The sequence below is a fragment of the Flavobacterium panici genome, from assembly GCF_024499525.1.
Taxonomy (GTDB): Bacteria; Bacteroidota; Bacteroidia; order Flavobacteriales; family Flavobacteriaceae; genus Flavobacterium; species Flavobacterium panici.
In genome coordinates this window covers 2,510,185-2,535,140 of the sequence record NZ_CP100437.1, presented here as the reverse complement: position 1 = coordinate 2,535,140, position 24,956 = coordinate 2,510,185, and the positions used below count along the sequence as shown (strand labels likewise).

Annotated in this window: 13 protein-coding genes; 1 reads left to right on the top strand and 12 read right to left on the bottom strand. The window is 35.2% G+C overall.

The features are described 5' to 3' along the window. Positions 1 to 524 precede the first annotated feature (524 nt). The 8 genes from NLJ00_RS11015 to NLJ00_RS10980 all read right to left on the bottom strand — a co-directional run bounded on the left by NLJ00_RS11015 (position 525) and on the right by NLJ00_RS10980 (position 13,273). Entirely contained in the window at positions 525 to 1,511 is a 987-nt protein-coding gene (locus NLJ00_RS11015) for a glycoside hydrolase family 43 protein (protein ID WP_256637202.1), read from the bottom strand. Positions 1,512 to 1,773: 262 nt separating this feature from the next. Then, positions 1,774 to 2,949 carry an aldose epimerase family protein gene (locus NLJ00_RS11010; RefSeq protein WP_256637201.1) on the bottom strand — a complete coding sequence of 392 codons (1,176 nt, stop codon included), beginning with the start codon at positions 2,947 to 2,949 and terminating at the stop codon, positions 1,774 to 1,776. 55 nt (positions 2,950 to 3,004) lie between these two features. After that, positions 3,005 to 4,027, bottom strand: a complete 1,023-nt coding sequence (locus tag NLJ00_RS11005; protein ID WP_256637200.1) for a glycoside hydrolase family 43 protein — start codon at positions 4,025 to 4,027, stop codon at positions 3,005 to 3,007. A 175-nt stretch (positions 4,028 to 4,202) separates the two neighbouring features. Then, entirely contained in the window at positions 4,203 to 6,014 is a 1,812-nt protein-coding gene (locus NLJ00_RS11000; RefSeq protein WP_256637199.1) for a glycoside hydrolase family 2 protein, read from the bottom strand. Between the two features lie 217 nt (positions 6,015 to 6,231). Beyond that, positions 6,232 to 7,266, bottom strand: a complete 1,035-nt coding sequence (locus tag NLJ00_RS10995) for a glycoside hydrolase family 43 protein (protein ID WP_256637198.1) — start codon at positions 7,264 to 7,266, stop codon at positions 6,232 to 6,234. Between the two features lie 206 nt (positions 7,267 to 7,472). Then, entirely contained in the window at positions 7,473 to 8,645 is a 1,173-nt protein-coding gene (locus NLJ00_RS10990; RefSeq protein ID WP_256637197.1) for a glycoside hydrolase 5 family protein, read from the bottom strand. Between the two features lie 84 nt (positions 8,646 to 8,729). Next, a complete protein-coding gene (locus tag NLJ00_RS10985) occupies positions 8,730 to 10,253 on the bottom strand; it encodes a RagB/SusD family nutrient uptake outer membrane protein (protein ID WP_256637196.1) in 1,524 nt (507 codons plus the stop codon). Between the two features lie 17 nt (positions 10,254 to 10,270). Continuing rightward, a complete protein-coding gene (locus tag NLJ00_RS10980; protein WP_053473050.1) occupies positions 10,271 to 13,273 on the bottom strand; it encodes a SusC/RagA family TonB-linked outer membrane protein in 3,003 nt (1,000 codons plus the stop codon). Positions 13,274 to 13,663: 390 nt separating this feature from the next. Between NLJ00_RS10980 and NLJ00_RS10975 the strand changes: the two genes are divergently transcribed. Beyond that, positions 13,664 to 17,614 carry a hybrid sensor histidine kinase/response regulator transcription factor gene (locus NLJ00_RS10975; protein ID WP_256637195.1) on the top strand — a complete coding sequence of 1,317 codons (3,951 nt, stop codon included), beginning with the start codon at positions 13,664 to 13,666 and terminating at the stop codon, positions 17,612 to 17,614. A 173-nt stretch (positions 17,615 to 17,787) separates the two neighbouring features. Here the strand turns inward: NLJ00_RS10975 and NLJ00_RS10970 are convergent, their stop codons facing one another. The 4 genes from NLJ00_RS10970 to NLJ00_RS10955 all read right to left on the bottom strand — a co-directional run bounded on the left by NLJ00_RS10970 (position 17,788) and on the right by NLJ00_RS10955 (position 24,945). Beyond that, complete coding sequence (locus NLJ00_RS10970; protein WP_256637194.1) at positions 17,788 to 18,399, bottom strand: LbetaH domain-containing protein; 612 nt, start codon at positions 18,397 to 18,399, stop codon at positions 17,788 to 17,790. 517 nt (positions 18,400 to 18,916) lie between these two features. Further along, the gene (locus tag NLJ00_RS10965; RefSeq protein WP_256637193.1) at positions 18,917 to 20,827 is read right to left on the bottom strand and encodes a sialate O-acetylesterase; all 1,911 of its coding nucleotides are present in this window, start codon (positions 20,825 to 20,827) and stop codon (positions 18,917 to 18,919) included. A gap of 207 nt (positions 20,828 to 21,034) precedes the next feature. Then, positions 21,035 to 22,663: a GH35 family beta-galactosidase gene (locus NLJ00_RS10960; RefSeq protein WP_256637192.1), complete on the bottom strand. Its 1,629-nt coding sequence runs from the start codon at positions 22,661 to 22,663 to the stop codon at positions 21,035 to 21,037. Between the two features lie 83 nt (positions 22,664 to 22,746). After that, positions 22,747 to 24,945 carry an endo-1,4-beta-xylanase gene (locus NLJ00_RS10955; RefSeq protein WP_256637191.1) on the bottom strand — a complete coding sequence of 733 codons (2,199 nt, stop codon included), beginning with the start codon at positions 24,943 to 24,945 and terminating at the stop codon, positions 22,747 to 22,749. Between the last annotated feature and the right edge of the window lie 11 nt (positions 24,946 to 24,956).

Here is a 24,956-nt window from a genome sequence, read left to right as displayed (position 1 = left end):
TCTGACAACAACGTTTTTTATAACTTTAACTCTCGCCAGTATTAACTGCTCAAATAAATCTATTTTTTTATTTTTTTGGATGCGTTCCTGGCTGGTTGCTGCTTTGATTTCAAACTTGTTTTCATTTTTTATATTTTCAAATAAAAAAGATTCCTAAAATAGGTTTCAACTCCTGCAAGGTTTTTAAAACCTTGCAGGCTTAAATTTTACGTCAAATAATTTATTGCTTTAACTTAAAATACAGAATACCTACAAGGTTTTGGAAACCTTGCAGGAAAACAAAAAAGGGCTGTCTCAAAAATCGAGACAGCCTCTTTTATTTTATATCTTTTTTGTTCCGTAGGAACATCTCATCGGTAGAAAATTATAATGTTATAATTGTTTACGTTCCGTAGGAACGTTTGATTTTGGCATCGTTTTTTAATAATCTTACATACCCAAACGTTCCTACGGAACGTAAATATGACTGAACTTTATTTTTTTCTACCGACGAAACATTCCTAAGGAATGATAACTGGATGTTATTAATTAACTTTTAGAAACTGAAAACTTGCAGGATCAGCTACTATTTTTCCATCTTTAAATTCAATTGAAATAATTCCGGCTTTTCTTGGCGAAACGGCACTTTCGCTATAATGAGTGTGCAAAACATAATGCATTTTATTGTCTTTATCCCAAAATACATCGCCGTGACCAATTCCGTTTTGTTTGGTGTTTTTTCTACTGATAATTGGGCTGTCTACAGCTTTTTCCCAAGGTCCAAGCGGACTTTTACTGGTTGCATAACCAACGGCATAATCTATATTTCTGAAATCATTTGCCGAATAAATCATATAATACAAACCGTTGTGTTTTAAAACGGTTGGTCCTTCTGTAACCGGCCAGCTTACGTTTTGTGTATTTTCCCAAAGCATAGTTCCAGAAATACATTCCGTTAAAGTTTCTGGTTTTATGCTTTTAAAATCGTCGTTTATTTCTGCCACGAAAATTCGGTTTCCGTTTGTTAAACGAACATGATACAAATATTTTTTTCCATCTTCATCAATAAAAATAAACGGATCGATTTGGTTTCCGGTTTTAATAATCGGTTCTTTTGAATCACTTTTAAATGGCCCAAGCGGACTGTCACTTGTAGCAACAGCAATATTTTCATTCGCCGTATAAATCATATAAAATTTATTTTGATACGAAAGAATCTGAGGTGCCCAAAATCCTTTGTCTCCAAAAGCATCTCCTTTTTTAAAAGCCAGACCATTCTGCGCTCCAACCGGGCCTTTCCAGTCTTTTAAATCCGAAGAAGTATAAACCTGAAATCCTTCTCCATTTGGAATATCTCCGCTTGTGGTTCCATATAAATAGTAGGTTCCATTATTGTAAAAAATGGTTGGATCGGCCAGTAAAATTGCTGGTGCTGGTTTTACTTCTATTGGTTTTGATTGGTTGGTGTCTTTTTCCTGCGAGCAGGCTGCGAAGACACAAAGTGATGTTATTAGGGATAAGATTTTTTTCATTTTTTATTGGTTTTAGGTTTTAACGCTAAGTTTTTTTAACCGAAGAGCGCTAAGAATTACGCAAAGGACACAAAGTTTTTTTCTCATTTTATGTCACCCTGAGCGAAGTCGAAGGGCGCAAAGTTTATCGTCATTTTTTGTCATTTCGAGGAACGAGAAATCGCACAAGTGATTCGACAAAGATTGGCGATTTTCTGTACGGAGTTTCGTGTGCGATTTCTCGTTCCTCGAAATGACAAACTTTGAACTCATAGCTTATAACTTATTTCACAGAAAACTGATAATAAGAAACCGTATGATATTTTTCTCCCACTTTCAAAACAATCGGAGCAAATTTTGGCTGATTTGGTGCGTCTGGGAAATGTTGTGTTTCTAGAGCAAAAGCTGTTCTGAAGTCATCTTTTGAACCAGATTTAAATGTGTTTTTTGACTGCATGAAATTACCGCTGTAAAACTGTAAACCAGGTTCTTCTGTAAAAATATCCATTGTAATTCCAGATTTATCTCCAGAAATTGTTGCAGCATGATTCAGTCCGTTTTTCTTGGTTCCATTTAAAACATAATTATGATCGTAACCTTTTCCAAATTTCAACTGCTCATCTTTCGCTTCGATTCTTTCGCCAATTGTATGTTTTGAAGTAAAATCAAAAACAGTATTTTTTACGGGTTTTAATTCTCCACTCGGAATCAAACCTTCATCAACCGGCGTGAATTCGTTAGCATAAATCTGTAATTCATGATTTAAGATTGTGCCGCTTCCTTCTCCGTTTAAATTAAAAAAGGCATGATTGGTTAAATTAACTAAAGTTGTTTTGTCTGTTGTCGCTTCGTATTCCATTTTTACTGAATTATCATCCGTAATCGTATACGTTACTTTTACGGTTAAATTTCCTGGAAAACCTTGTTCTCCATCTGGAGAAACGTAAGTAAAAACCAACGTGTTTTCGTTTGCTTTTTGGGCATTCCAAACTACATCCTGAAAACCTTTTATACCGCCGTGCAAAGCATTTTTTCCATTATTTAACGGAACTTGATATTGTTTTCCTTCTAAAGTAAATTTCCCTTTTCCAATTCGGTTTCCAACTCTTCCGATTGTTGCTCCAAAATAAGGTTCTGTTGAGGTTTTAAAGCCTTTTGCACTGTTCATTCCAACAACAACATCGGTTGGTTTTCCGTTTTTATCGTTAACCCAAAGTCCGATTAATCTTCCGCCGTAATTGGTAAAAGCGGCTTTGATTCCTTTGTTTTCTATCCAGTATAAATTGACTTTTTTACCTTCGATTATTGTAGCAAAATTTTTAGTTTCTAAAACGGTATTTACCGAATCTGATTTTATTTCGGTAGTTTTAGTTGAAGTTGTATTTTCTTTTTTATTGTCTTTGCAATTAAACTGAAAAAGTGCCAGTAAAACAACCGCAGCGATTTGAATATTTTTCATTTTTATGTCATTGCGAGGAAAAAGTAATATTATCCTCTGGTTAGTTTTTATAGTTTTATTTTGATGGAATTGCTAGTTTGGTTTCTTCACTAACAGGTTCTCCTAAAACCGGAAATCCGTTTGCATCCCAATCAATTTTTTGCATTCTTGGTGATCTTTTGTTTCCGCAGCCTTCACCCGGATTAGAGTTGGCGTGATATAAAATCCAGTCTTCTTTGCCATCAGGAGATTTAAAGAATGAATTATGTCCCGGTGCGTAAACCTTATTTTTATCGGATTGTTTAAAAATTGGTTGCGGAGATTTTTTCCATGCATTTGCATCTAATAAATTATCGCTTCCGTTAAAAGTTAATAATCCCAAAGAATAAAAATCTGTCCAGCATCCGCTTGCCGAAAACACAATGAAAATTTTACCATTTCTTTCTAAAAACTGCGGGCCTTCGTTTACATTTACTTGTGCAGGATTTACATCATCATGCAATGCTCCGTGCGTTTCCCAATCGTTTGTTGGTGCCGAAATCATTACGCGGTCGCCGTCAATTTCAAGTGGGTTTTTCATTTTAGCGATATAAATATTCTGCTGTCCGTTTGTGTCGCCTTCCCAGCCAGCCCAAATCATGTAGAGTTGTTTTTTATGTTCGAAAATATTTCCGTCAATTGCCCATTTATCGGTTTTCGCAGCAATTTTTCCTTTAAATTCAAAATTCCCTTTAAACGGATCTGATGATTTATTTTCTAAAACATACATTCTGTGGTTGTTGTTATCACCATTATCTGCAGCAAAATAACAGTACCATTTTCCGTTTATAATATGAAACTCCGGTGCCCAGATTTCTGCTGAATAATTAGTGTTTTTTGGCGGTGTCCAGATTACTTTGCTTTCCGCATTTTTGATGTCTGATAAATCTTTTGTTTTCCACAAAACCAAACGATTTCCAAGGGTATTGGTGTAGTAATAATAGCCTTTGTAATATGTGCTATACGGGTCTGCACCTGCTGGCAGAATGGGATTTGTGAATGTTTTTTGCTGGGCAAAACTTATGGTTGTGAACAGAAAAAGGAATAGGTATTTTTTCATTTTAGTTTTTTTATTGTTGGGCGTGTTTTTTAACGCAAAGACGCAAAGGTTTTCGCAAAGTTCACAAAGGTTTTTTCTCAGCTTTGTCACTTCAAAAGAAGTCGAAGTTCGCAAAGCTGTTTGTCATTTTGAGGAACTAAAAACTATGTTTCTATGTGTTTAAAAAAATCACTATTTAATGATTCAAAGCATTAATAACTTCAGTATTAATTTGATTTACAGCTTTAAAATTCATTTTGTCTACTTTTCTGTCGTAGGTCATAAAACCGTTTACTTCGCCTTCAACATCGGTTGTCTGCGTATAAACTGCTGCCGAAAATCCTGTTTTTACTAAGCTTTTAAGGATTTGAGCGTACTTTACATATTCGGCAGTAACTTCTGCTTCGTTTTTAAATTTCACATAACCCCAATTGTCATTTGCTCTCCATAAATGTCCTTCTAACGGAAGTCCGATTCCGCCATATTCGCCTAAAACAGTAACTCTTCTGGCATCATACAAATACAATTCTGGAGCTGGATATTTGTGTAAATCTAAAATATCACCCGTTTGAAAATGATTTCCTCCGCTTGAAGAATTAATTAAACGACTTGGATCATGATTTTTAGTCCATTCTGTAATTTCTACGGTTTTGAATTGCCCCCAGGCTTCATTAAAAGGAACCCAAACTACAATACTTGGATACGAATACAAATGATCCATTATCTCCTTCCATTCTTTTTTGTAGATTTCTTGTGATTTTGGAGTACGCTGTAATTCTGTACCTTCAAAATACTTTTTATCTTGCCAAACTAGTTGTTCATCACCGCTTGGCATATCTTGCCAAACTAAAATTCCTAACTGATCGCAATGCGTGTACCAGCGTTCTGGTTCTACTTTCACATGTTTACGAATCATATTAAAACCTAATTCTTTAGTTTTAATAATATCGTATTTTAAAGCTTCGTCAGTTGGTGCAGTATACAATCCTTCTGGCCACCAACCTTGATCTAAAGGCCCAAATTGAAAATAATCTTTATTATTTAACTGCATTCTCATGATTCCGTTTTCATCTCGTTTTGATGAAATTTTTCGCATCGCAAAATAACTTTTCACTTCATCGACGACTTTATTCTTAGTGATTAAACGGATTTTTGTCTGATATAAAAACGGATTTTCCGGCGACCATAACTTTGGAGCATTTAAAACAATATCATTGCTTTCGCCAACTACGGCTTTTTCTTTTGCAATTTCTTTTCCTCCGTCAAAAACAGCAATTTCAACTAAATCCCCTTTTTCTGCTCCGTTTACATCGGCTTTAATACTGATCGTATTTTGATCAATATTTGGTGTTGTTTTTAATTCTGAAATGTTTTTAGCATTTACAGGTTCAATCCAAACCGTTTGCCAGATTCCGGTAACAGGTGTGTACCAAATTCCTTCTGGATTTTTAACTTGTTTTCCTCTGGGCTGAGGGCCGTCGTTTGAAGGATCCCAAACTTTTACAACTAATTTTTGAGTTTTTCCTTTTTGGATAAAAGGTGTAATATCAAATGAAAAGGGTGTGTATCCGCCAGTATGTGAACCAACTTTTATATCATTAATAAAAACTTCTGTTTTCCAGTCTACAGCTCCAAAATGCAGCAGAATATTTTTTCCGCTCCAGTTTGATTCAATTGAAAAATTGGTTTCGTACCAAAGTTCATTTTTTGCCCCAACTTCTTTCATCACGCCAGACAAACTTGATTCAACCGCAAACGGAACCAAAATTTGCCCGTCATATTTTGAAGGCGCCGTTTTGCCAAATTCCTGAATGGCATAATTCCATAATCCATTCAGATTTTTCCATTGGCTACGCTCCATAATTGGACGGGGATATTCTGGTAAAGTTTTGTTCGGATCAACCTGTGCTGCCCATTTTGTTTTGATTTTATCGCCTTGCGGTTTCCATTGTGCATGAACTAGACAGCTTAAAAAAAGCGCCACCAGAACTGTAGTTTTCTTATTCATTTTATATTGTTTTACGCAATAATTTCCTCGATTATTACTGTTTCTTATTTACTAAATAAATTACCAGACCATATCCACATAGTCTGGTAATTTCAAACACTAACTTTACTAACCAATTTTTTATGTATTAAGATTTTAGTACTAAGTATTAAGACTTTTCTATAATCTTATTTCAGTTTATACTTAAACTAAAATCTTAATACTTAATACTTTCATCTTAATTCTTCTTTCCAAATTTCTTCACTAAACTGTCGTATTCATTTTTAGAGATTGTAACCATGCAGCCGTGTCGTACTTTTTCTGGGAAACTGTATTTATCCCAGTCTGAGAAAAAAGTATATCCTGAAGCCTGAAACCAAGGTCCATTTAGATTATCTGCGATGGATAATCCGTATGAAACGCCCGGATATTGTTCGTAATACATATACCATATTTTATCATCTGGAGAAGGAATTAACATTGGCGCTTCTCTAAAATTTGGACTAATCGATTGCTGAGGCAAAGAATAAGGTCCTAAAAGGGATTTTGATTTGGCAATTCGGATGGTTTTTCCGGTTGTCCAGTACAAAGTCGGATACGTTTCATCTTTAATTACGGCGTAATAAGAATCGCCGACTTTACGAATAAAAACATCAATAGTTCCCATATCCCAATCGAATAAACGTTTTGGTGTTCCTTCAAAAGTTTTTAAATCTTTAGACAAAACATACAACGTTCGCTGACTTGCCCAATAACGTTCACCATCTTCTTTTGTCCCTTCAAGATGCGGCGTGTGCCAAGTCATAATAAACTTTTCAGAATCTTTGTCGTAGTATAATTTTGGAGCGCCAATTCGCTGTAAAGCGTTTGAATAATCAGGCGTGCTTTTTAAATCAGGCGTATAGTCTGAATGTTTTTTCCATGTAATTAAATCATCCGAAACCCAGATGTTGATACTTTTTGCATCGTCGCCTGTATTTCCTGCGATGTAATATTTTCCGTCCGGGCCTTTGCAGATATCGGGATGTCCTTTGTATTCTTCAAAAACTCGTTTTCCGTTGTTGAGGTTTTCCCAATGCAAACCGTCCAAACTTACAGAATAGTATAACCTGCCGTAATCGTTGTGCGTCATGTGCGCAAAAAGATAGGCTTCGTTTTTGGGTTTTTCATTTCCTTTTACTTGCCCCGGCGGATCTGGCTGTTGTGCTTTCGCAGAAAATCCAACCAAAATTACCATTAGAAAAAGGAGCTGTTTTATTGTATTTTTTTTCATGTTGCTAAAAATTAAAATGTTTTTTGCCACGAATTCCACTAATTTTCACTAATTATTTTTTTGCCACAGATTAAAAGGATTAAAATGATTTATTTTTATTGCCCTCGGATTAATCGGATTTTCACTGATTTTAATTTTCTAAATTAATTTTAATAAAATTGACCAGTGAAAATCCGTTTAATCTGTGAAATCTGTGGCCAATAATTCTACTTCTTATTAGCCTCAGATGTTAGTTTTTTGATTAAATCTGTTTCGGCTTTTATGTATGGTGTTCCGTCTGTGTGTAATACTTCGTGAAACCATACTTTTGGTTCTGCGTTGTATGTTTTCGTCCAGCTGTCCCAAGCGTATTTCGTTTGTGTTTTTCCGTCAACAAATCCCCAGTTGATCATTCCAACATTGTATTTTCTTGCGATTGGTAAAAAGCCTTCGAAAGTACTTCCGTTTGGTCTTGCCATGTATTCTGTACATAATAAAGGTTTTCCGTAACGCTGTAATTGTTTGATAACTTTTTCGAAATCCTGAGGTGTGTTGTAATTGTGGAATGAAACAATATCAGATTGTTCGATCTGCATTTTGTGCATTGGTTTCATTTTGGCTTCGTCGCTCCAGTCTCCAACCCAAACTCCAGAAGTTAATGGCTGTGAAGGATTGCTTTCTCTTGCCCAAACGAAAACATTTTTTAAAAGAGGAAGGATTAAATCAACTTTATTTTTGATTTCGATTTTTTCGTAAGATGGACCTGTCATATTATCTGGTTCGTTCCAAACATCCCAGCCTAAAATACGTTTGTCATCTTTAAAATGTGCAACGGTTTCTTTTACATATTTCTCTAAACGAGGATATTGTGTTTTATCCTGCAATACTTTTTGCCCCGGACTCTGTACCCAGCCTGAGTTGTGCGTGTGCGGTTTTGGCGCGCGTTGTTTTCCTAAAGCAGGAAAGGGATCCCAGCAGGAATCAAATAAAACGAAAAGGGTTTTAATATGATGTTTATCTGCAATTTCTAAAAATTGATCCATGCGTTTGTAAAATCCTTCCGCATCTTGCTGGTGCAATAAATCGTGCAGGTAAACGCGCATTACATTCATGCCTAAATTTTCTGCCCAGCCCAATTCCTGATCAATTCTTTTTGGATCAAAAGTATCTTCCTGCCACATCTCTAATTGGTTTATAGCTGTGCTAGGATAATAATTTGAACCTACTAACCAAGGCTGTTCTGCATACCATTTATTGGCTTGATCTTTTGTCCAGATTTCTCTTTTTTCAACTGCAGCAGTTTCGTTTTTATTTTCTTCGGTAGTATTCTTTTTGTTGTTGCAGCTTAGCAATACTAATCCTGCCAACATAAATGTCAGACACAATTTTACTTTTCTCATTATAAATTTTGTTATTATGAACAATCGTTCTTTATGATAAGGGAATCAGACAAATGCATCTGATTCCCTTAAAAAAATTAGTTTTTAATATCCTGAATTTTGTTCCAGATTTGGATTATTATCTACATCACTTTGTGGAATTGGCATTCTATGATTTTTACCCACTTTGAAGTTTTTAAAATCCGGATCACGAAGCGCAATTTTATCAACAGCAGCCTGAGTATCTAAATCTCCCCAGCGTTTTAAGTCTTCCCAACGCACGCTTTCTCCTGCTAATTCTAAAACTCTCTCTGTTTTTAAACGTTCTAAGAATTTATCATGATCGTTTCCTATTTCAGGATGAGCAACTGCTAAAGTGTTCATGTTTACACGGGCTCTTACTAAATCAACATATTGATAGGCTTGTGCTGTATTTCCTGTTTCGTTCAAAACTTCGGCATAGCGCAGTAAAATATCAGCATAACGAACTAATCTGTAATTTACCTGGCTGTAATAATCTTCATTATTTCTGTAATAATCACGGCTTCCTTTTCTAAACCAGGCTTCATTATTGTTCCATTCCCAGTTTCTTCCGTAGGTTTTATCTCCAAAATCAGCTAATAATTCCGGATAATATAAAGTCCATCTTAAACGAGTATCAAGATTACCATCTTTATTTGGTTCGGCCTTGAAAGCATTTACCAGCCATAAACGTGCTTGTCCGTCAGACCATCCAATTCCTCTTGGAGCAAAAAACTGACCTCGGTTGCTGGAAACTGCAGCGTTTGGATCTTCACCAGTTCCTCCTTTTCTTTGATCTCCAAACTGAATTTCAAAAACAGATTCGCTGTTGTTTTCGTTTACATCTGTAAAATTATCTCTGTAATTAGTAACCAGTCCATATCTTGCACCTGGCCCTGTAATCAAATATTCTAGCGCCGTTTTGGCTTCTGGCCATTTGTGCTGCTGCATGTATAATTTTGCCAAAAATGCTTTGGCAGCTCCTTTATCAGGTCTTCCGGTTTGATCAGATGGCCATTGCGCTGGTAAATCCACAAAAGCTTCGTTTAAATCTTTCTCAATCTGAGCCCAAATTTCAGTTACCTTTTTTTGTTGTGGTAAATCTGCCGGTGTAGATGGATCTAAAACTAACGGAATATCTTCCCAGATTACGGCTGCATAGTAATAATGTAATGCTCTGAAAAATTTAGCCTGAGCAATAATTTTCTTTTTATCATCTTCATTTTGAAATGTGATATTCGGAACATTTGCTAAAACCTGATTACATCTAAAAATGGCTTTGTAGGTATCTCTCCATGTTACAGCATTTCCTTCCCAAAAATTATAATTGATATAATTGAATCGTGTCCAGTCTGCTAATTCTGTCCACGGGCTTACACTATATCCTTCATCAGAAGTCAAATCTAAACGGAAATACATCCATCTTGCCCAAAGACCATCTTTGTAAAACATAGCGTAAATTGAGTTTACACCAGCCTGAGCATCACTTTCAGTTTTCCAATATTGGTCTACTGTAATATCATTAGGGCTGTTCAGGTCTAATTCACTTTCACAAGCTGTAAAAACAAGACCCAGAAAAGCTGCGGTTATTATGATTATTTTTTTCATTATGCTATTTTTTTAAATTAAAAGCTAAAATCAACACCAAAAGAATACGTTTGAAGATTCGGGAAAGCACCATTATCAACGCCTCTTTCAAAAATATTACTGTTTGTAAATTCAGGATCTAAACCTTTATATTTAGTAATTGTAATAATATTTTGTGCTGATAATGTTAATCTTGCTCTCGAAATACCTGAATTTTTCAAGACACTTTGAGGCAGGTTATAACCAAATCCAATGTACTTAAGTCTGATAAAATCTCCATTTTCTAAGAAACGGTCGCTGTCTCCTCTTGAATTTAAAGTTGACCCTTTTGTTATTCTAGGAAAATCTGTATTTGGATTTTCTGGTGTCCAAGGCTGGATACCGGCTCTGTAATTACTATTATCATCGAATCTGTCTACAACACTTCTAAATCCGTTATAAACAGTTGCTCCGTGAGAAGCAATCCAGTTCATAGAAAAATCAAAACCTTTATATTCTGCTCCTGCATTTAAACCCATTTCGAATTCTGGCCATGGGCTTCCCACAATAGCTTTATCAGTACTTGTAATTTGCCCGTCCCCATTAACATCTTTAAAACGAATATCTCCAGGAACAGCATTTGGCATAATTACTTGTCCATTAGCATTTTTGTAGTTATCAATTTCCTGTTGATTTTGAAACAATCCATCTGTTTGTAAAACATACCACATTCCTACCGGCATACCAGCTCTTGTGATTGTATTTCCAGAAATGTTTTCGTTTTGTCCGTTACCTAATGAAACCAGTTTGTTGTTAACTTTTGTAAAGTTGATAGAAGCATTAAACGAGAATTCATTGATTTTTTTGCTGTAAGCTAATTCTAATTCAAAACCTTTATTTTCAACAGTTGCAGCATTAGAAATTGGATTTCCGCCGTCATTTCCTGTCGTTAATAAAATTGGGAAACCAAATAATACATCTTCTGTACGAGCGATAAAATAATCTGCTGTAAGACGTAAATCATTATTTAAAACGCCTAAGTCTAATCCAAAATTGGTTTGTTTTAATTTTTCCCAACGCAGTTCTGAATTTGATAATTTTACCTGAGTTGCTGAAGGATATAAATTTTGACCTAACACAATCTGTCCAAAATTATTAACGAAACTTTTGTATTCGTACTCTTTAATATTTCCAGAACCTAATTCTCCATAACTCGCTCTTAATTTTAAATCTTTAATAAACTCTGATTTAAAAAATGATTCGTTGCTTATTCTCCATCCTGCCGAAACAGAAGGGAAATTCCCCCATTTGTTTGCATCACTAAATCTTGATGATCCGTCGCGTCTTAAAACAGCATTTAATAAATAACGGTTATCATAATTGTATTCAATTCTTCCAAGATAAGATGCAAGAGCTGCTTCATTAATAAAACCACCAACTACCGGCGAATCTCCTTGGTTTAAAACCTCATAATATTGTCCAGTTCCGGAGTTTATTGGCAGGTTTCTTTTTGTACCATAAATTTGATCGTATTTGTCTTTTTGAAAAGTCTGACCAACTAGAACCGTTATATCATGTTTTCCAAATTCTTTTTTGAAAGTCAAAGTATTTTCGAACAATGTTGTTTGTGATCTTCCTTTATTTTGATCTGTCTGAGATGGATCTATCGGTTGATTTAACGTCCAGTTCCCTACTTTTCTCATGAATTTATAAGAGTCAAAACTAGTTTCATATCCAAAATTGAAACGATATTTCAACCATGGAGCAAATTTTAGTTCAGACCAGATATTTCCTCTAATTCTGAAATTTTCGTTGATCGTATTGGCAAAATCAGCAATTGCAAGAGGGTTTGTTCCAAAAGTATCTGCAACACCTTGCTTACCGTAACCGTATCCTCCAGGATTAGCTGCGTCGTAAAGCGGAATTGTCGGCGTCATTCTGTACACATCAATAATTGGATTTCCAGACATTTCATCTGTTTTAGAATTACTAATAGCTAAGTTTTCTCCAATACTGAAAATTCCTTTTGTTCCGCTTGAATTTACACGGAATGAAATTCTGTCAAAATCAGTTCCGATTACTGCTCCTTCATTTCCAAAATAATTCCCCGACATAAAGAAGGTAGAGTTTTCATTTCCGCCAGAGACGCTGGCATTATAATCCTGCATCATTCCTGTTCTAAAAACTGCATCCTGCCAGTCTGTATTAACTGCCATATTCAGGTTTTGTCTTGTCATTCCGGCATTATCATAAGCCATATTATTTAATCTGGCAAACTCTTCTGTTCCCGCTAAATCATAGCGTGGGATAGTTGTAAAACTGCTTTTTGCCGAAACATCAATTTGAAGCGGCCCTTTTTTACCTTTTTTTGTGGTAATAATAATCACACCATTTGCTGCTCTTGAACCATAGATTGCTGCCGCAGATGCATCTTTTAAAACCTGAATGCTTTCAATATCATTTGGGTTAAAATCTCTGTTTGCAGAAGTAACTAGTCCATCAATTACATATAATGGATTTGTATTTTGAAGATTTTTAAGACCCCGAATCTCTACACTGGCTTCCTGCCCCGGACGTCCGCCGCCGCGAACCTTAACTCCGGTAACTAAACCTTGTAATCCATCAGCAACAGTAGTTACCTGACGTTTTTGGATTTCTGTAGCTTTTACCAGCGAAACAGCTCCTGTAAGATCTTTTTTCTGCTGTGATCCGTAACCTACAACTACAATTTCATCCAATTTCATTGCATCTTCTTGTAAAGTAACATTGATAGACGTTTTGTTGTTGATTTCAATTTCTGTTGTTTTATAGCCTTGTGAACTAAAAACCAATGTTTGGTTTCCTGCTGCGGCTATTTTATAAGTACCGTCAAAATCGGTAACTGCACCATTTTTTGTGTTTTTTATGACAACGTTAGCAAACGGAATTGATTCTCCTGTTGCAGAAACTACTTTTCCCGTTATGGTTATTTGCTGTTGTGCATACGTTTGTTGTAATAATAAACTAAAGAAAAACAAGAGGTAATATCTCTGCTTTAAAATTTGAGTGATCTTTGTTTTCATTGATTTGTCATTTAGATAGTTTTCATTTCTTGGTTGGTTTTACAATTGTTTTTTAAAAATTCTAATCATCTCTGATGCGAGCAAAAAAATAATTAATATTGCTCAGTAATAATAATGTGTTCATTTTAATTCAAAATTATTAATGGTGTATTTTTTCAAACTTAATTTTATTGATGCTGTATTTTTTTAGCCTAAAAATTATCAATATGATTTGTTTGAAAATCCAAAGTAGATGATTTTAATTCAAAATAAAATGATTCATTTGTGTCAATTTCTATCTCAAATGATTCAAATTGTATAAAAAAGATCAGAAATATAGCGGCTTGCAACATTTTGTTGAATATTGACACGATTTGAATAAGTCCTTGTTTTATCCTAAAAAACACAACTATGCGTAAATTCTTTCTTTTATTATTTTTTTCGCTTTTTTCGATAAATTTTATTCAGGCACAGGAATATTATTTCAAACATTTTCAGGTTGAAGAAGGACTTTCTAACAACACTGTTTTAACTTCTTTACAGGATGAAGATGGCTTTATGTGGTTTGGAACAAAAGACGGTTTAAACCGATTTGACGGTTATCGTTTTAAAACTTACAGAAGCAATGCAGACCCAATTCATACTTTAGGAAGCAATTATATTCAGTCTTTACATGAATATAAAGGTGTAATTTGGGTAGGAACTGATAAAGGTTTGTATCAACACGATAAAAAAACAGATCAGTTTACGGTTTTAAACGAAGCGATTAACGATCGTATCAACGATATTAATCATGATAAAAACGGAAATATCTGGTTTATCTCTGGAAATATTCTCTATAAATATTCGACAACAAAAAAGGAAACTAAAACTTTTAACCCAAATAAATATTTCATTGCCACTTCGATTTCCAGAGATGCAAATGGGCAAATTTGGGCTTCTTCTTTAAATAAAATCTATCGTTATTCTGAAGAGAATCTTTCTTTTGAAAATATTCCAATTACTCCTCCTGCAAGTTCTTCCAATTTTAGAATTACCATTATTTATGCTTTAGACAAAAATAATATTGTAATTGGCACACAAGACGACGGCGTTTTACTTTATAACATTCACAATAAAACAACTTCGAGTTTAGAATTTTCGACTAAAAAACCGGTTTATGTGCGCCAGTTTAAAAAGAGAGGAAATGATGAACTTTGGATTGCCAGCGAATCTGGAGTTTATGTTTATAATCTGAAAACGAAATCGAACATTAATCTTAAAAAAAATTACAATGATCCGTATGCGATTTCAGATAATGCGGCTTATTCTATAACTATTGATAAAGAAAATGGAATTTGGGTTGGAACGTATTTTGGCGGCATCAATTACCATCAAAAACAATATACGCAGTTTAAGAAATATTTCCCGCAGAAAGGACAAAATTCTATTAGCGGAAGCGCCGTTAGGGAAATTCATAAAGATGATAAAGGCGATTTATGGATTGGAACCGAAGATGCCGGTTTAAACCGATTTAATCCAAAAACACAGCAGTTTACGTCGTATTTACCAAACGGAAGCAAAAGCAGTGTTTCCTATTATAATATTCATGCTTTAATGCCCAGAAAAGATAAAATCTGGGTAGGAACTTTTGAACATGGTTTAGATGTTTTAGACCGAAATTCGGGTAACGTTGTGCGACATTATAGTGCTAATAATCCAGCGTCGGGATTGCGTAGTAATTTCATTTTTTCTTTTTATGAAACCAAAAAGGATGAATTGATCGTGATTACAACAATGGGACTTTATTTATACAATGAACAAAACGACAATTTTGAAACCTTAAAAACTTTCCCAGAAACCACACATTATACGACTTATAAAGAAGACAGCGACGGAAATCTCTGGGCAGGAAGTTATCGTGATGGTTTGTTTTATTACAATCCGAAAACAAAAAAGAAAGAGGTTTTTATTTATGATTACAAAAACCCAAACGGAATCAGTAATAATTCGATCAATTATATTTTTGAAGACAGTTCTAAAAATTTATGGTTTGCAACCGAAAACGGCTTGGATTTATTTGATAAAAAAACAAGGACTTTTAAAAAATTCACCACCAAAAACGGATTTCCGAGTAATGTCGTTTATTCGATTTTAGAAGATGAAGCTAAAAATTTATGGTTGACGACTTCTAAAGGTTTGGTGAAATTTGGCCCGGATCATAAAAGCATTAAAATTTATACAACGGCAAATGGTTTATTGAGCGATCAGTTTAATTATGCGTCGGCTTTTAAGGATACAAACGGCGATATGTATTTCGGGAATTTAAACGGAATGATCAGTTTCAACCCTAAGAATTTTACCAAGAACAAATACACACCTTCGACTTTTATTACCAATCTGCAAATCAATAATAAGGATATTGACGCCAATGAAAATGATTCGCCCATAAAACAATCTATTGCGCATATTGACGAACTCGAACTCAACAACAGTCAATCGTCGTTTAATCTGGAATTTGCTTCGTTAAATTATACCGCGCCAGAACTTACGGAATATTGGTATAAACTTGAAAACGTCAATAATGACTGGGTTTATCTGGAACGCAACAATAAAGTTTTCTTTACGGAATTGGCGCCTGGCGATTATGTTTTTAAGGTAAAATCGCTGAATAGTTTTGGCGTTTGGAGTAAAGAAGTGGAATTGAAAATCAGGATTCTGCCGCCGTTTTGGGCGAGTTCTTATGCGTATTTTTTCTATTTTCTGCTGATATGCGGTTCGTTTTATTACATCATTCGTTATTCTCAAAATCTCACTCAGATTAAACACAATCGAAAAATAAAACATTTAAACGACGAAAAAGAGAAAGAAATCTATCAGGCCAAAATTGACTTTTTTACGAATGTAGCGCATGAAATCAGAACGCCTTTGACGTTGATAAAAGGCCCTTTGGAAAAACTTTTGGTTATGGATCACATATTGCCGGAAGTGCCTCAGAATCTTTCGATAATGAAGAAAAACACTTCTCGTTTATTAAAATTGGTGAATGAATTACTGGATTTTAGAAAGTCTGAAATTGGTGGATTGAAACTCACTTTCGTGGAAGCTAATATTTCGTCGATGGTTCGGAATTTACATTTGAGATTCAGTCAATTAATTGAAGAAAGAGGAATTGAATTTGAACTGGAATTAGGTGATAAAGATATTTTTGCTTTTGTGGATAAAGAGGCTTTCAAAAAAATCCTGAGCAACTTGATGAGCAACGCTATTAAATATTCTAAAGATAAAGCTTCGATCACGCTTTTTAGAGATGAAAAGAAACTGACTTTAATTGTAAAAAATGACGGAAATCTGATTCCGTTTCATTTAAAAGATAAAATTTTTGAACCGTTTTTCAGGGTTGATAATATGGATACAACTTCGGGAACGGGAATTGGGCTTTCGCTGGCGCATTCGTTAACGCAATTGCATAACGGAAATTTACAAGTAATTCCGGATTCAAAATTGAATATTTTTGAGCTTGTTGTTCCGCTTCGTCAGGAAGAAGAATTTATGTTTTATAATGAAACAGAGAAAGACGAAATTGAAGCAGAATCTGAAACTGTAGAAATCGAAAACAAACACGAGAAAACACAGCTTTTAGTGGTTGAAGACAATGAAGATTTATTGAATTTTATTACGGCTGAATTAACGCCGTTTTACACGATTTTAAAAGCGGATAATGGCGAAAATGCGTTAAAAATAATTCATAATGAGAATATTCAATTGGTTATAAGCGACGTTTCGATGCCAGTTATGGACGGAATTACGTTGTGTAAAGAGATTAAAACCAATTTAGAAACTAGTCATATTCCGGTTATTTTGCTTACTGCAAAAAACTCGCTGAAATCGCAGATTGACGGCCTTGAAGTTGGTGCCGATGCGTATATCGCTAAACCTTTTTCAATGGATTATTTAAAAGTTCAGGTGAATAATCTAATCGAAAACAGAAAACAGATTATGAATTATTATGCGAGTTCTCCGCTTTCGCACATTAAAAGTATTGCGCATAACAAAACCGATGAAAAGTTCCTAAAAAAACTGGACGAAGAAATCCTGAAAAACATCACGGATTCTGATTTAAGCGTTGAATCTTTGGCAGAAATCATGAACATGAGCCGCTCGACTTTATACCGAAAAATTAAAGATATTTCGAATTTGAGTCCGAATGAGTTGATTAATATCGTCCGCTTAAAGCGTGCTGCGGAATTGCTTTTAAATGAGAATTATAAAATGTATGAGATTGCTGAAATGGTGGGGTATAAATCACAGACTAGTTTTGGGCGTAATTTTCAGAAGCATTTTACGATGACGCCTTCGGAGTATATTGCGATGAATAAGTAATTTTTTAGTTTTCAGTCGCAGTCTCAGTTTTCAGATTGTTGTCGATATTCGTTGGGGTTACGTTGTGTTAGACGCACTGCTGTGCGTCTCTACAGATATGCTTTGTGTTGAATCATCATTTTATACCCATTTTATTTCGTAGAGACGCACAGCAGTGCGTCTTATGCGTAAAGTTATTCCTCTACCAATTGCTCAATCAACTGCAATCTTTTTACAATACTATTTTTATCTAAAATTGTCCCCGGCGATAAAACCGCATTTGCACCAACTTTAGAATTATCTCCTAACAACGATCCAAATTTATCTGAATGTGTATTGATAATGTCTTCTTTATATTTAACTGAAATGTTTTTGTTTTTTCTTTCGTTATAATGATTGGCACAAATTGAACCTGCTTCAAAATTTATGTTTTGACCAATCAGACTGTTTCCTATGTAATTAAAATGTGCTACTGCCGAATTATCAGAAATAAACGATTGCTTTATCTCTGAACCCGGGCCTATTTTTACAGATTTACCAAATAATATTGGGCCACGCAAATAAGCGTGCGCACCAACATAACAATTTTCTGAAATTATAATTGTTCCTTTTAAGGTTACGCCTTCTTCGATTACGGCTGTTTTGTGTATCGCAGTTGTTCCTTCTATTTTATAATCCGCTGAAAGAAGTTTTAATTTTTCTAAAAGTATTTTGTCCAGTTCGTTAACAATATTCCAAGGCGCAGTATTAATATAATCTGGATAATAAAAATCAAAGTTTTCTATAAAATCGATTGGTTTTATCATTATTGTATTGATTTAAAAATGCATTATTTAATTTTATAAAGATAAGATTTCGAAAATTCGAATTTTAGTATTTAATAAAATAAATCTAAGATCTTGAAATGCAAAAAATGACAATAATATCAACATAAAGTATATCTGTAGAGACGCACAGCAGTGCGTCTTATGCGTAAAGTGATATACGTTGTGGTTACGTTGCGTTAGACGCACTACTGTGCGTCTCTACAGTAAAAAATGGGTATAAAAAATGACGACAATATCAACACAAGGCATATCGTAGAGACACACAGCAGTGCGTCTTATGCGTAAAGTGATATACGTTGTGGTTACGTTGCGTTAGACGCACTACTGTGCGTCTCTACAGTAAAAAATGGGTATAAAAAATGACGACAATATCAACACAAGGCATATCGTAGAGACGCACAGCAGTGCGTCTTATGCGCAAAGTGATATACGTTGTGGTTACGTTGCGTTAGACGCACTACTGTGCGTCTCTACAGAATAAAATGGGTGCTAAAAATTATTTACTTAAATCTGCTTCAAAAGGCGAAGCCGGCAAATTTTCTTTATTGTATAAATTGGCTTCAGCCGGATTATCTGCCCAAGCATATCTTACTTTTACAGGGTCTGTAATTGAATCATTACTCACGATAACTTTATCGCCATCGATAACGGCTTTTGCCCAGACAAATTTTCCATCATTTCCGGCGATTGCGAATTCTTTTAATTCACTTCCGGTTTTGATTTGCAATCCGGTTCCAATATCTGAAAAACTTAGAATTAGCTTGTTTCCTTCTTTTTTTATTGATTTAAAAATTGGTCCCGAAGCGACTAAATTTTTCTCACCATAAACCAATTTTCTTGCCTGTAACGACAATCTTTTCCCGACATCGTATTTATTTAAAGGATGAATATCGTTCCACTCGCCTACATCGATTATTACGGCCATTCCTGTATTTGGAACTTTTAGCGTATTCAATTGCTGCTGTCTTAAAGTTGCCCAATTACTTTCGACTGGTTCCGGTTTTGTTTCCATATAATTGGCAAGCTGAACGAATAAAAAAGGCAGTTTTTCCTGTTTCCATTGGGCGCGCCAGTTCGCAATTAAAGTCTCCATTAAAGGAAGATATTCTTCTGGTTTTTTGGTGCTTGATTCGCCCTGATACCATAGCACGCCTCTTATACCATAATTTTTAAGAGGCGCAATCATGGCATTATAAAGTCCGACTGGTTTTAATCTAACGAAAGTCTGTGCCGGAAGCGGTAACATTTTTGCCCCTAATTTATATTTCCAGATTCCTTTTAAATCGATGGTTTGATCACCATTAATTAACTCATAAGGTTTATCCAATACAAATCCGCCTTTACCCGAATTACTGATAACTCTAACCGTAATTTCGTTTTTTCCTTCTTTCAAAATATTGGAATTGAAAGAATAAATTCTAGGCGGATATTGATAGGAAGTTGTGCCAACAAAATGTCCGTTTACAAAAACAGAATCAGCATCGACGATTCTTCCTAAAATAATCTTGGCCTGATTTTCTTTTATTTTTTCAAGCGTAAATTCTTTTTTAAACCAAACCGAACCATTTATATTTCCGAGTTCGCCATCTGCCCAATAACCGGGAACATTCATGACTTTCCAATCGGAATTATCGATTTTAGATGCCCATTTATTTTTTAGTCCGGGATCTGTTTCGTCTAGTAATTTATCCCAGTCTGAACTTACTTTATCGTCGTTTTCGTCGATTTGTTTTTCGAGACTTCCATCTTTAAACTTTAAATATTCCTGATAATAATCTGGGAATTTTTTAATGTTTTCTTCGCTGATCCATGCTTCTGCCGGAGAACCGCCTAAAGAGGAATTGATTATTCCAATCGGAATTTGGTATTTTTCATAGATTTCTAAAGCGAAAAAATAAGCAACTCCAGAGAATTTTAAAACGCTGTTTGGATTTGCTGCAATCCATTCTCCGGAAGAGAAATCGGTATTTTCTCTTTCAAAAAAATATTGATTCGGAACTAGAAATTGTCTGATGTTTGGATTCTCCGCTTTAGCGATATAATCCTGATATTTATATTTAAGTCGTTCCATTGACAGCTGCATATTTGATTGACCGGAACAAACCCAAACGTCACCAAAAAGTATGTTTTTCAGGGTGATTGTGTTGGATGCTTTTAAGGTCATTTCGTATGGCCCGCCTGCTTTTTGTGATGGAAGCTGAATTTGCCATTTTCCGTCTTCGGCTGTAATGGTTTTGTATGTTTTGTGGTTGAAATCGAGTTCGATTTTTTCTTTTGGTGACGCCCAGCCCCAGATATTGACTTTTGTATCGCGCTGCAATATCATTCCGTCGCTTATTAATCTTGGTAATTTTATTTGAGCATTGGCATTGAAAACTATAAGTATTGCTAGTATTATTTTTTTCATTTGATCTTGTTTGTTTTTGCCCACTGATGACACGGATTATACTGGTTAACGCTGATTTTTTTTTGCCACAGATTATAAGGATTAACACTGATTAATTTTAAAAAATCATTTTAATCTGTGGCTAAAAATTTTTCACGCAGATTATGCAGATTTTTTATTTGTATAAAGATAATTTGTGCAAATTCGTGCAATTAGTGTTGAATTAAATCATTCATAAATGTATAGTTTTATTTTTTGAATTTCGTAATCACCTACTGAAATTCTCAGATGCCTTCCTTGATGGGTTTGGTCTCCGTTGAAATGTCTGATGGTTCTCCAATTTTCGTTTTCAAATTTTCCTTGGTCTGTTTTTAATATTCCGGCGTTAGTTGTTTTATTTTTTAAAGGTTTAAAAGTCACGACAATTCCGGAACCTGAAATGTAAAATTCATTGGGTGTGATTTCTATAATTATGGCGCTTGATGTTGGCCAGGTTTCTGCTTTTGCACCTTCTGACCAATTTAGGGTATAATCGTGTTTAAAGGTAAATTCGTAGTTTCCTAGATTAATGATTTGTGTGTTATTTACTTTATCTAATAAAACTCCATCAATTTTTCCTTGGCCTTTATTAGCTTCAATAACTGGCGTTAACTGCTGCACTAAATCATAAATTTTTCCTAGTGGATCTTTTTTGGCATCGGTTACTGATTCTATGGAGAAAGGCGAAAAACCAATGGCTTCATAATGTCCTATTGCGTAAAAACCTTTAAAAGGTGCGGTTTCATCAAAACGATGTTCGGGAATAAATAACGGATCGCCTTGTCTTGTAAATAAATCATTCCATTGCTTGAATAACGGATTATAAAAATCTGGTGAAAGAAAATCTATCGCGTTTCCGGCTGCTTTCCAAACATCCATTACATGCGGCAAAGGCCCTGCGCTTGGATATTCTCCGGGTTTCTTTTCTGGAGCGTTTAAGGCTGCGTTTACAAACATCGGAATTGGATAAACTTCTTTTCCTGCTTTGGCAATTGTATTGGTGAATTTTGAGAAATACCAGGCCATAAAAATTTCATCGGTCTGGAGGTTTTTTCCGAAAATTCCTTCCCAGTTTCCGGTTGTTTTAAATCCGTTTTTCTGCCAGATTGCTGAGAATTCTGGAACTAGTTTTTCTTTATTTTTCTGTAAATATTGGATGAATTCTTTTGGAACTTCTTTTTTGAAAGCTTCATTTGCTAACGGATGATAATCGCGTGCCGTTGGCAGCATTCCGATTTCGTTTTCAACCTGAACCATAATTACGGTTTGTTCTTTTTGGTCAAAATCTTTAATATGAGACATTAGTTTTTGGAACGCTTTTAAATCGGCCTGCAGGTTTTCTTCGCTAAAAGGCGTTAGAATTTCATGGCTTTTATTTTTGTCGTCTTTTATTCTTGGATATTTTTTCTGATTCAGTTTTACCCATTCCGGTGCGTGACTTGACATGCTGTTTTTCCACGATCCAAACCAAAGAAATACGAGTTTTAGATTTTTTTTTCGGGCTCTTACAATCAAATCATCTACTAACGAAAAATCAAATTTGCCTTCCTCCTTTTCTATTAATTCCCAATAAATTGGAGTTAAAACGGTGTTGAGGTTCATGTCGGTCAATTTTTCCCAAATGGGTTCCATACTTTCCATAGTGGTTGCCGAAGAATTTCCTAATTCTCCACCGCGAATAATGAAAGGTTTGTTGTTGACAATGAGCTGCGTTTTATTTCCTTTTTTTTGAAGATGCGGTATTTTTTCCTGAGCATATGCGAATTGTAAAAAAGCAAAAAACAGTATAACAATTGTATTTTTTGGGAACGTAAACATTCTGATTCTTTTTAAATTAAAAACAAATAATCCATAATACAAATCCTTTCAGATTCATATTATGGATTAAGACTACACTTAACTTACTTAACCAACTCTCCTGAAAAGTCTTTACTTACATCTTTTCCTGCAAGACCATCAGCAGTTCCTTTATAGGCGTGTTTACGAACGTAATTTGCATCCCAAAGATTTGGTGCTTCGTCCGGAAGCCAGAATTCATGTTCTTTGGAGTTATCAGAAACTCCCCAAACTGTAATACCATATTGCTGCGCTGCCGGAATATGTTTTTTATACATATCTACCACATATTGATACATTTCGGCTTGTGAAGCCTGCTGCGCAACTGTTGGAGCATTTGTTCCTAATCTCACATCTAACTCCGAAATTTTAATCAATTTTCCTGTCGCTGCCAGTTTTTGGAACATTTGGGCAATTTTATCTTTATCTGTATTTAGACCTATGTGCATCTGCGTACCAATTCCGTCAACTTTTCCGCCTTGACTTTCGATATATTCCACATATTGAATCAATCCGTCGCATTTGTCTAATCTTGATTCTAAGTTATAATCGTTGATGAAAAGTTTGTCTGTTGCATTTCCGTATTGGCGTGCTAATTTGAATGCCGTTACAGCGTAATCTTTTCCAAGATATTTTATCCAAGAGAAAAAATCTGCTGCGGTATCACCTTCATTTCCTGTTCTTAATGTTCCATCTTCTTTCATTGGTTCGTTTACAACATCCCAAGCAAAAACACTTGTTTTGTAATGTGTCATCATTTTAGAAACCCAGTCAGCCATTGCATCGCCAATAATTTTTGTTTTCTCTGCATCGGTTTTCTCGATAGTTATTGGTGCTGTTGGGCCTCCGCCTGATGATCCATCGGTTACTAAAACATTATCTATGTAATATGTTCCGGCTGCTCCTCCTAAATCAAAGTTTAAACCTGTTTCGGTTCCATTTCCGGTAAATTTCCATTCTACTAATTTCCAACTTGGTGTTGTTGCCTGATCTCCCTGATAATGAGCCGTTGTTCCTGTTGTTGAACATCTTACAGAACCAGTTGCTTCAGAACGTATCATATACGAAATGGTATATTCTTTTCCAGAAGTGAAGGTTGAAGTAAAATCAGCATGAATTTGCGTTTTCCATTGATTTGCCGCATCCGAAGTTGCGTTTACCACTTTCATAGCTCCGTTTCCTTCATATGCATCAGACGCGCCTGCTGCGCTTAAAGCATCATTAGCTCCATTGTATTTTGACCATCCGCTAATACCTGCATTAAAATTACCATTGGCAACCAAATTTGTAACTGTTGCTGCGGCATCAAGATCTACAACTGCAATTGTATTTACATCAATTAAATACGTCACATTTGGCAGATATCCTAAATCAATATTGAATTTGAAATTGGTGCTTCCGCCAACAAAATCTCCGGGAGCTAATTTAATTTTAACCTGCTGCCAAGCTGATGTTGTTGCAAAAGCTTCTGTCCAGGATCCGCCTGTACTGAACCAGTCTTTGTACGGATATTGGTTGGTTAAGGAAGCGTTGAAAGAAATACGTCCTTTTCCGGTTACATCTGATTTAATGTAGAAAGAAATCTCATAATTGTGACCACTTACAATCGATACATCCGGAGAGGTTAATTGCAGATTATAAGGTGCAGAAGACGTTGCGCTTGATTCTAATTTAATAGCCTGCGAACCCGTTGCAAGTCCTTCATTTGCTGCAATAGCAATTCCTTTTCCGGGATTATTTCTGGCCCAGTTTGTAAATGTTCCGTTTTTTAAACCTGCTACATCTAGTGTATTGGTTCCGCTTGAACCGGGAATTACAGTTGGTGCAATAATGCTGTTTAAATAACTTGCATTTTGGTTGGAATGCCAAACCAAAGTATGGCCAAAAACTGTTAATCCTGCTTTTTTTGTTTCGGCAATAAAGGCATCTACTTTAGTAAAATTAATTTCCCCTTTTGAGTTTACCATTGCACCGTGTTTCATTTCATAACCCGGCGTAACCTCATCAAAGTTGTCGTTTACAATTTTACGGTACGTCGCGTCAGTTAGGTATAAATCGGCACCAATTCCGTTTCCTAAAACAAAATCTGTGTACGTTTTAAGGTTATCGTATCGGCTTATTTTTTCTACTAATTCTAACGGAAGTTCTGCCCCTGTAACCTCGCCATGCTCAGGATCTTTTTCCCATTCCATTAAATTATCATCACAAGATGCCAGAAGCATTAAGGATGAAGCAATTACTGGTATTATATATTTATATTTCATTTTGGTGTTTT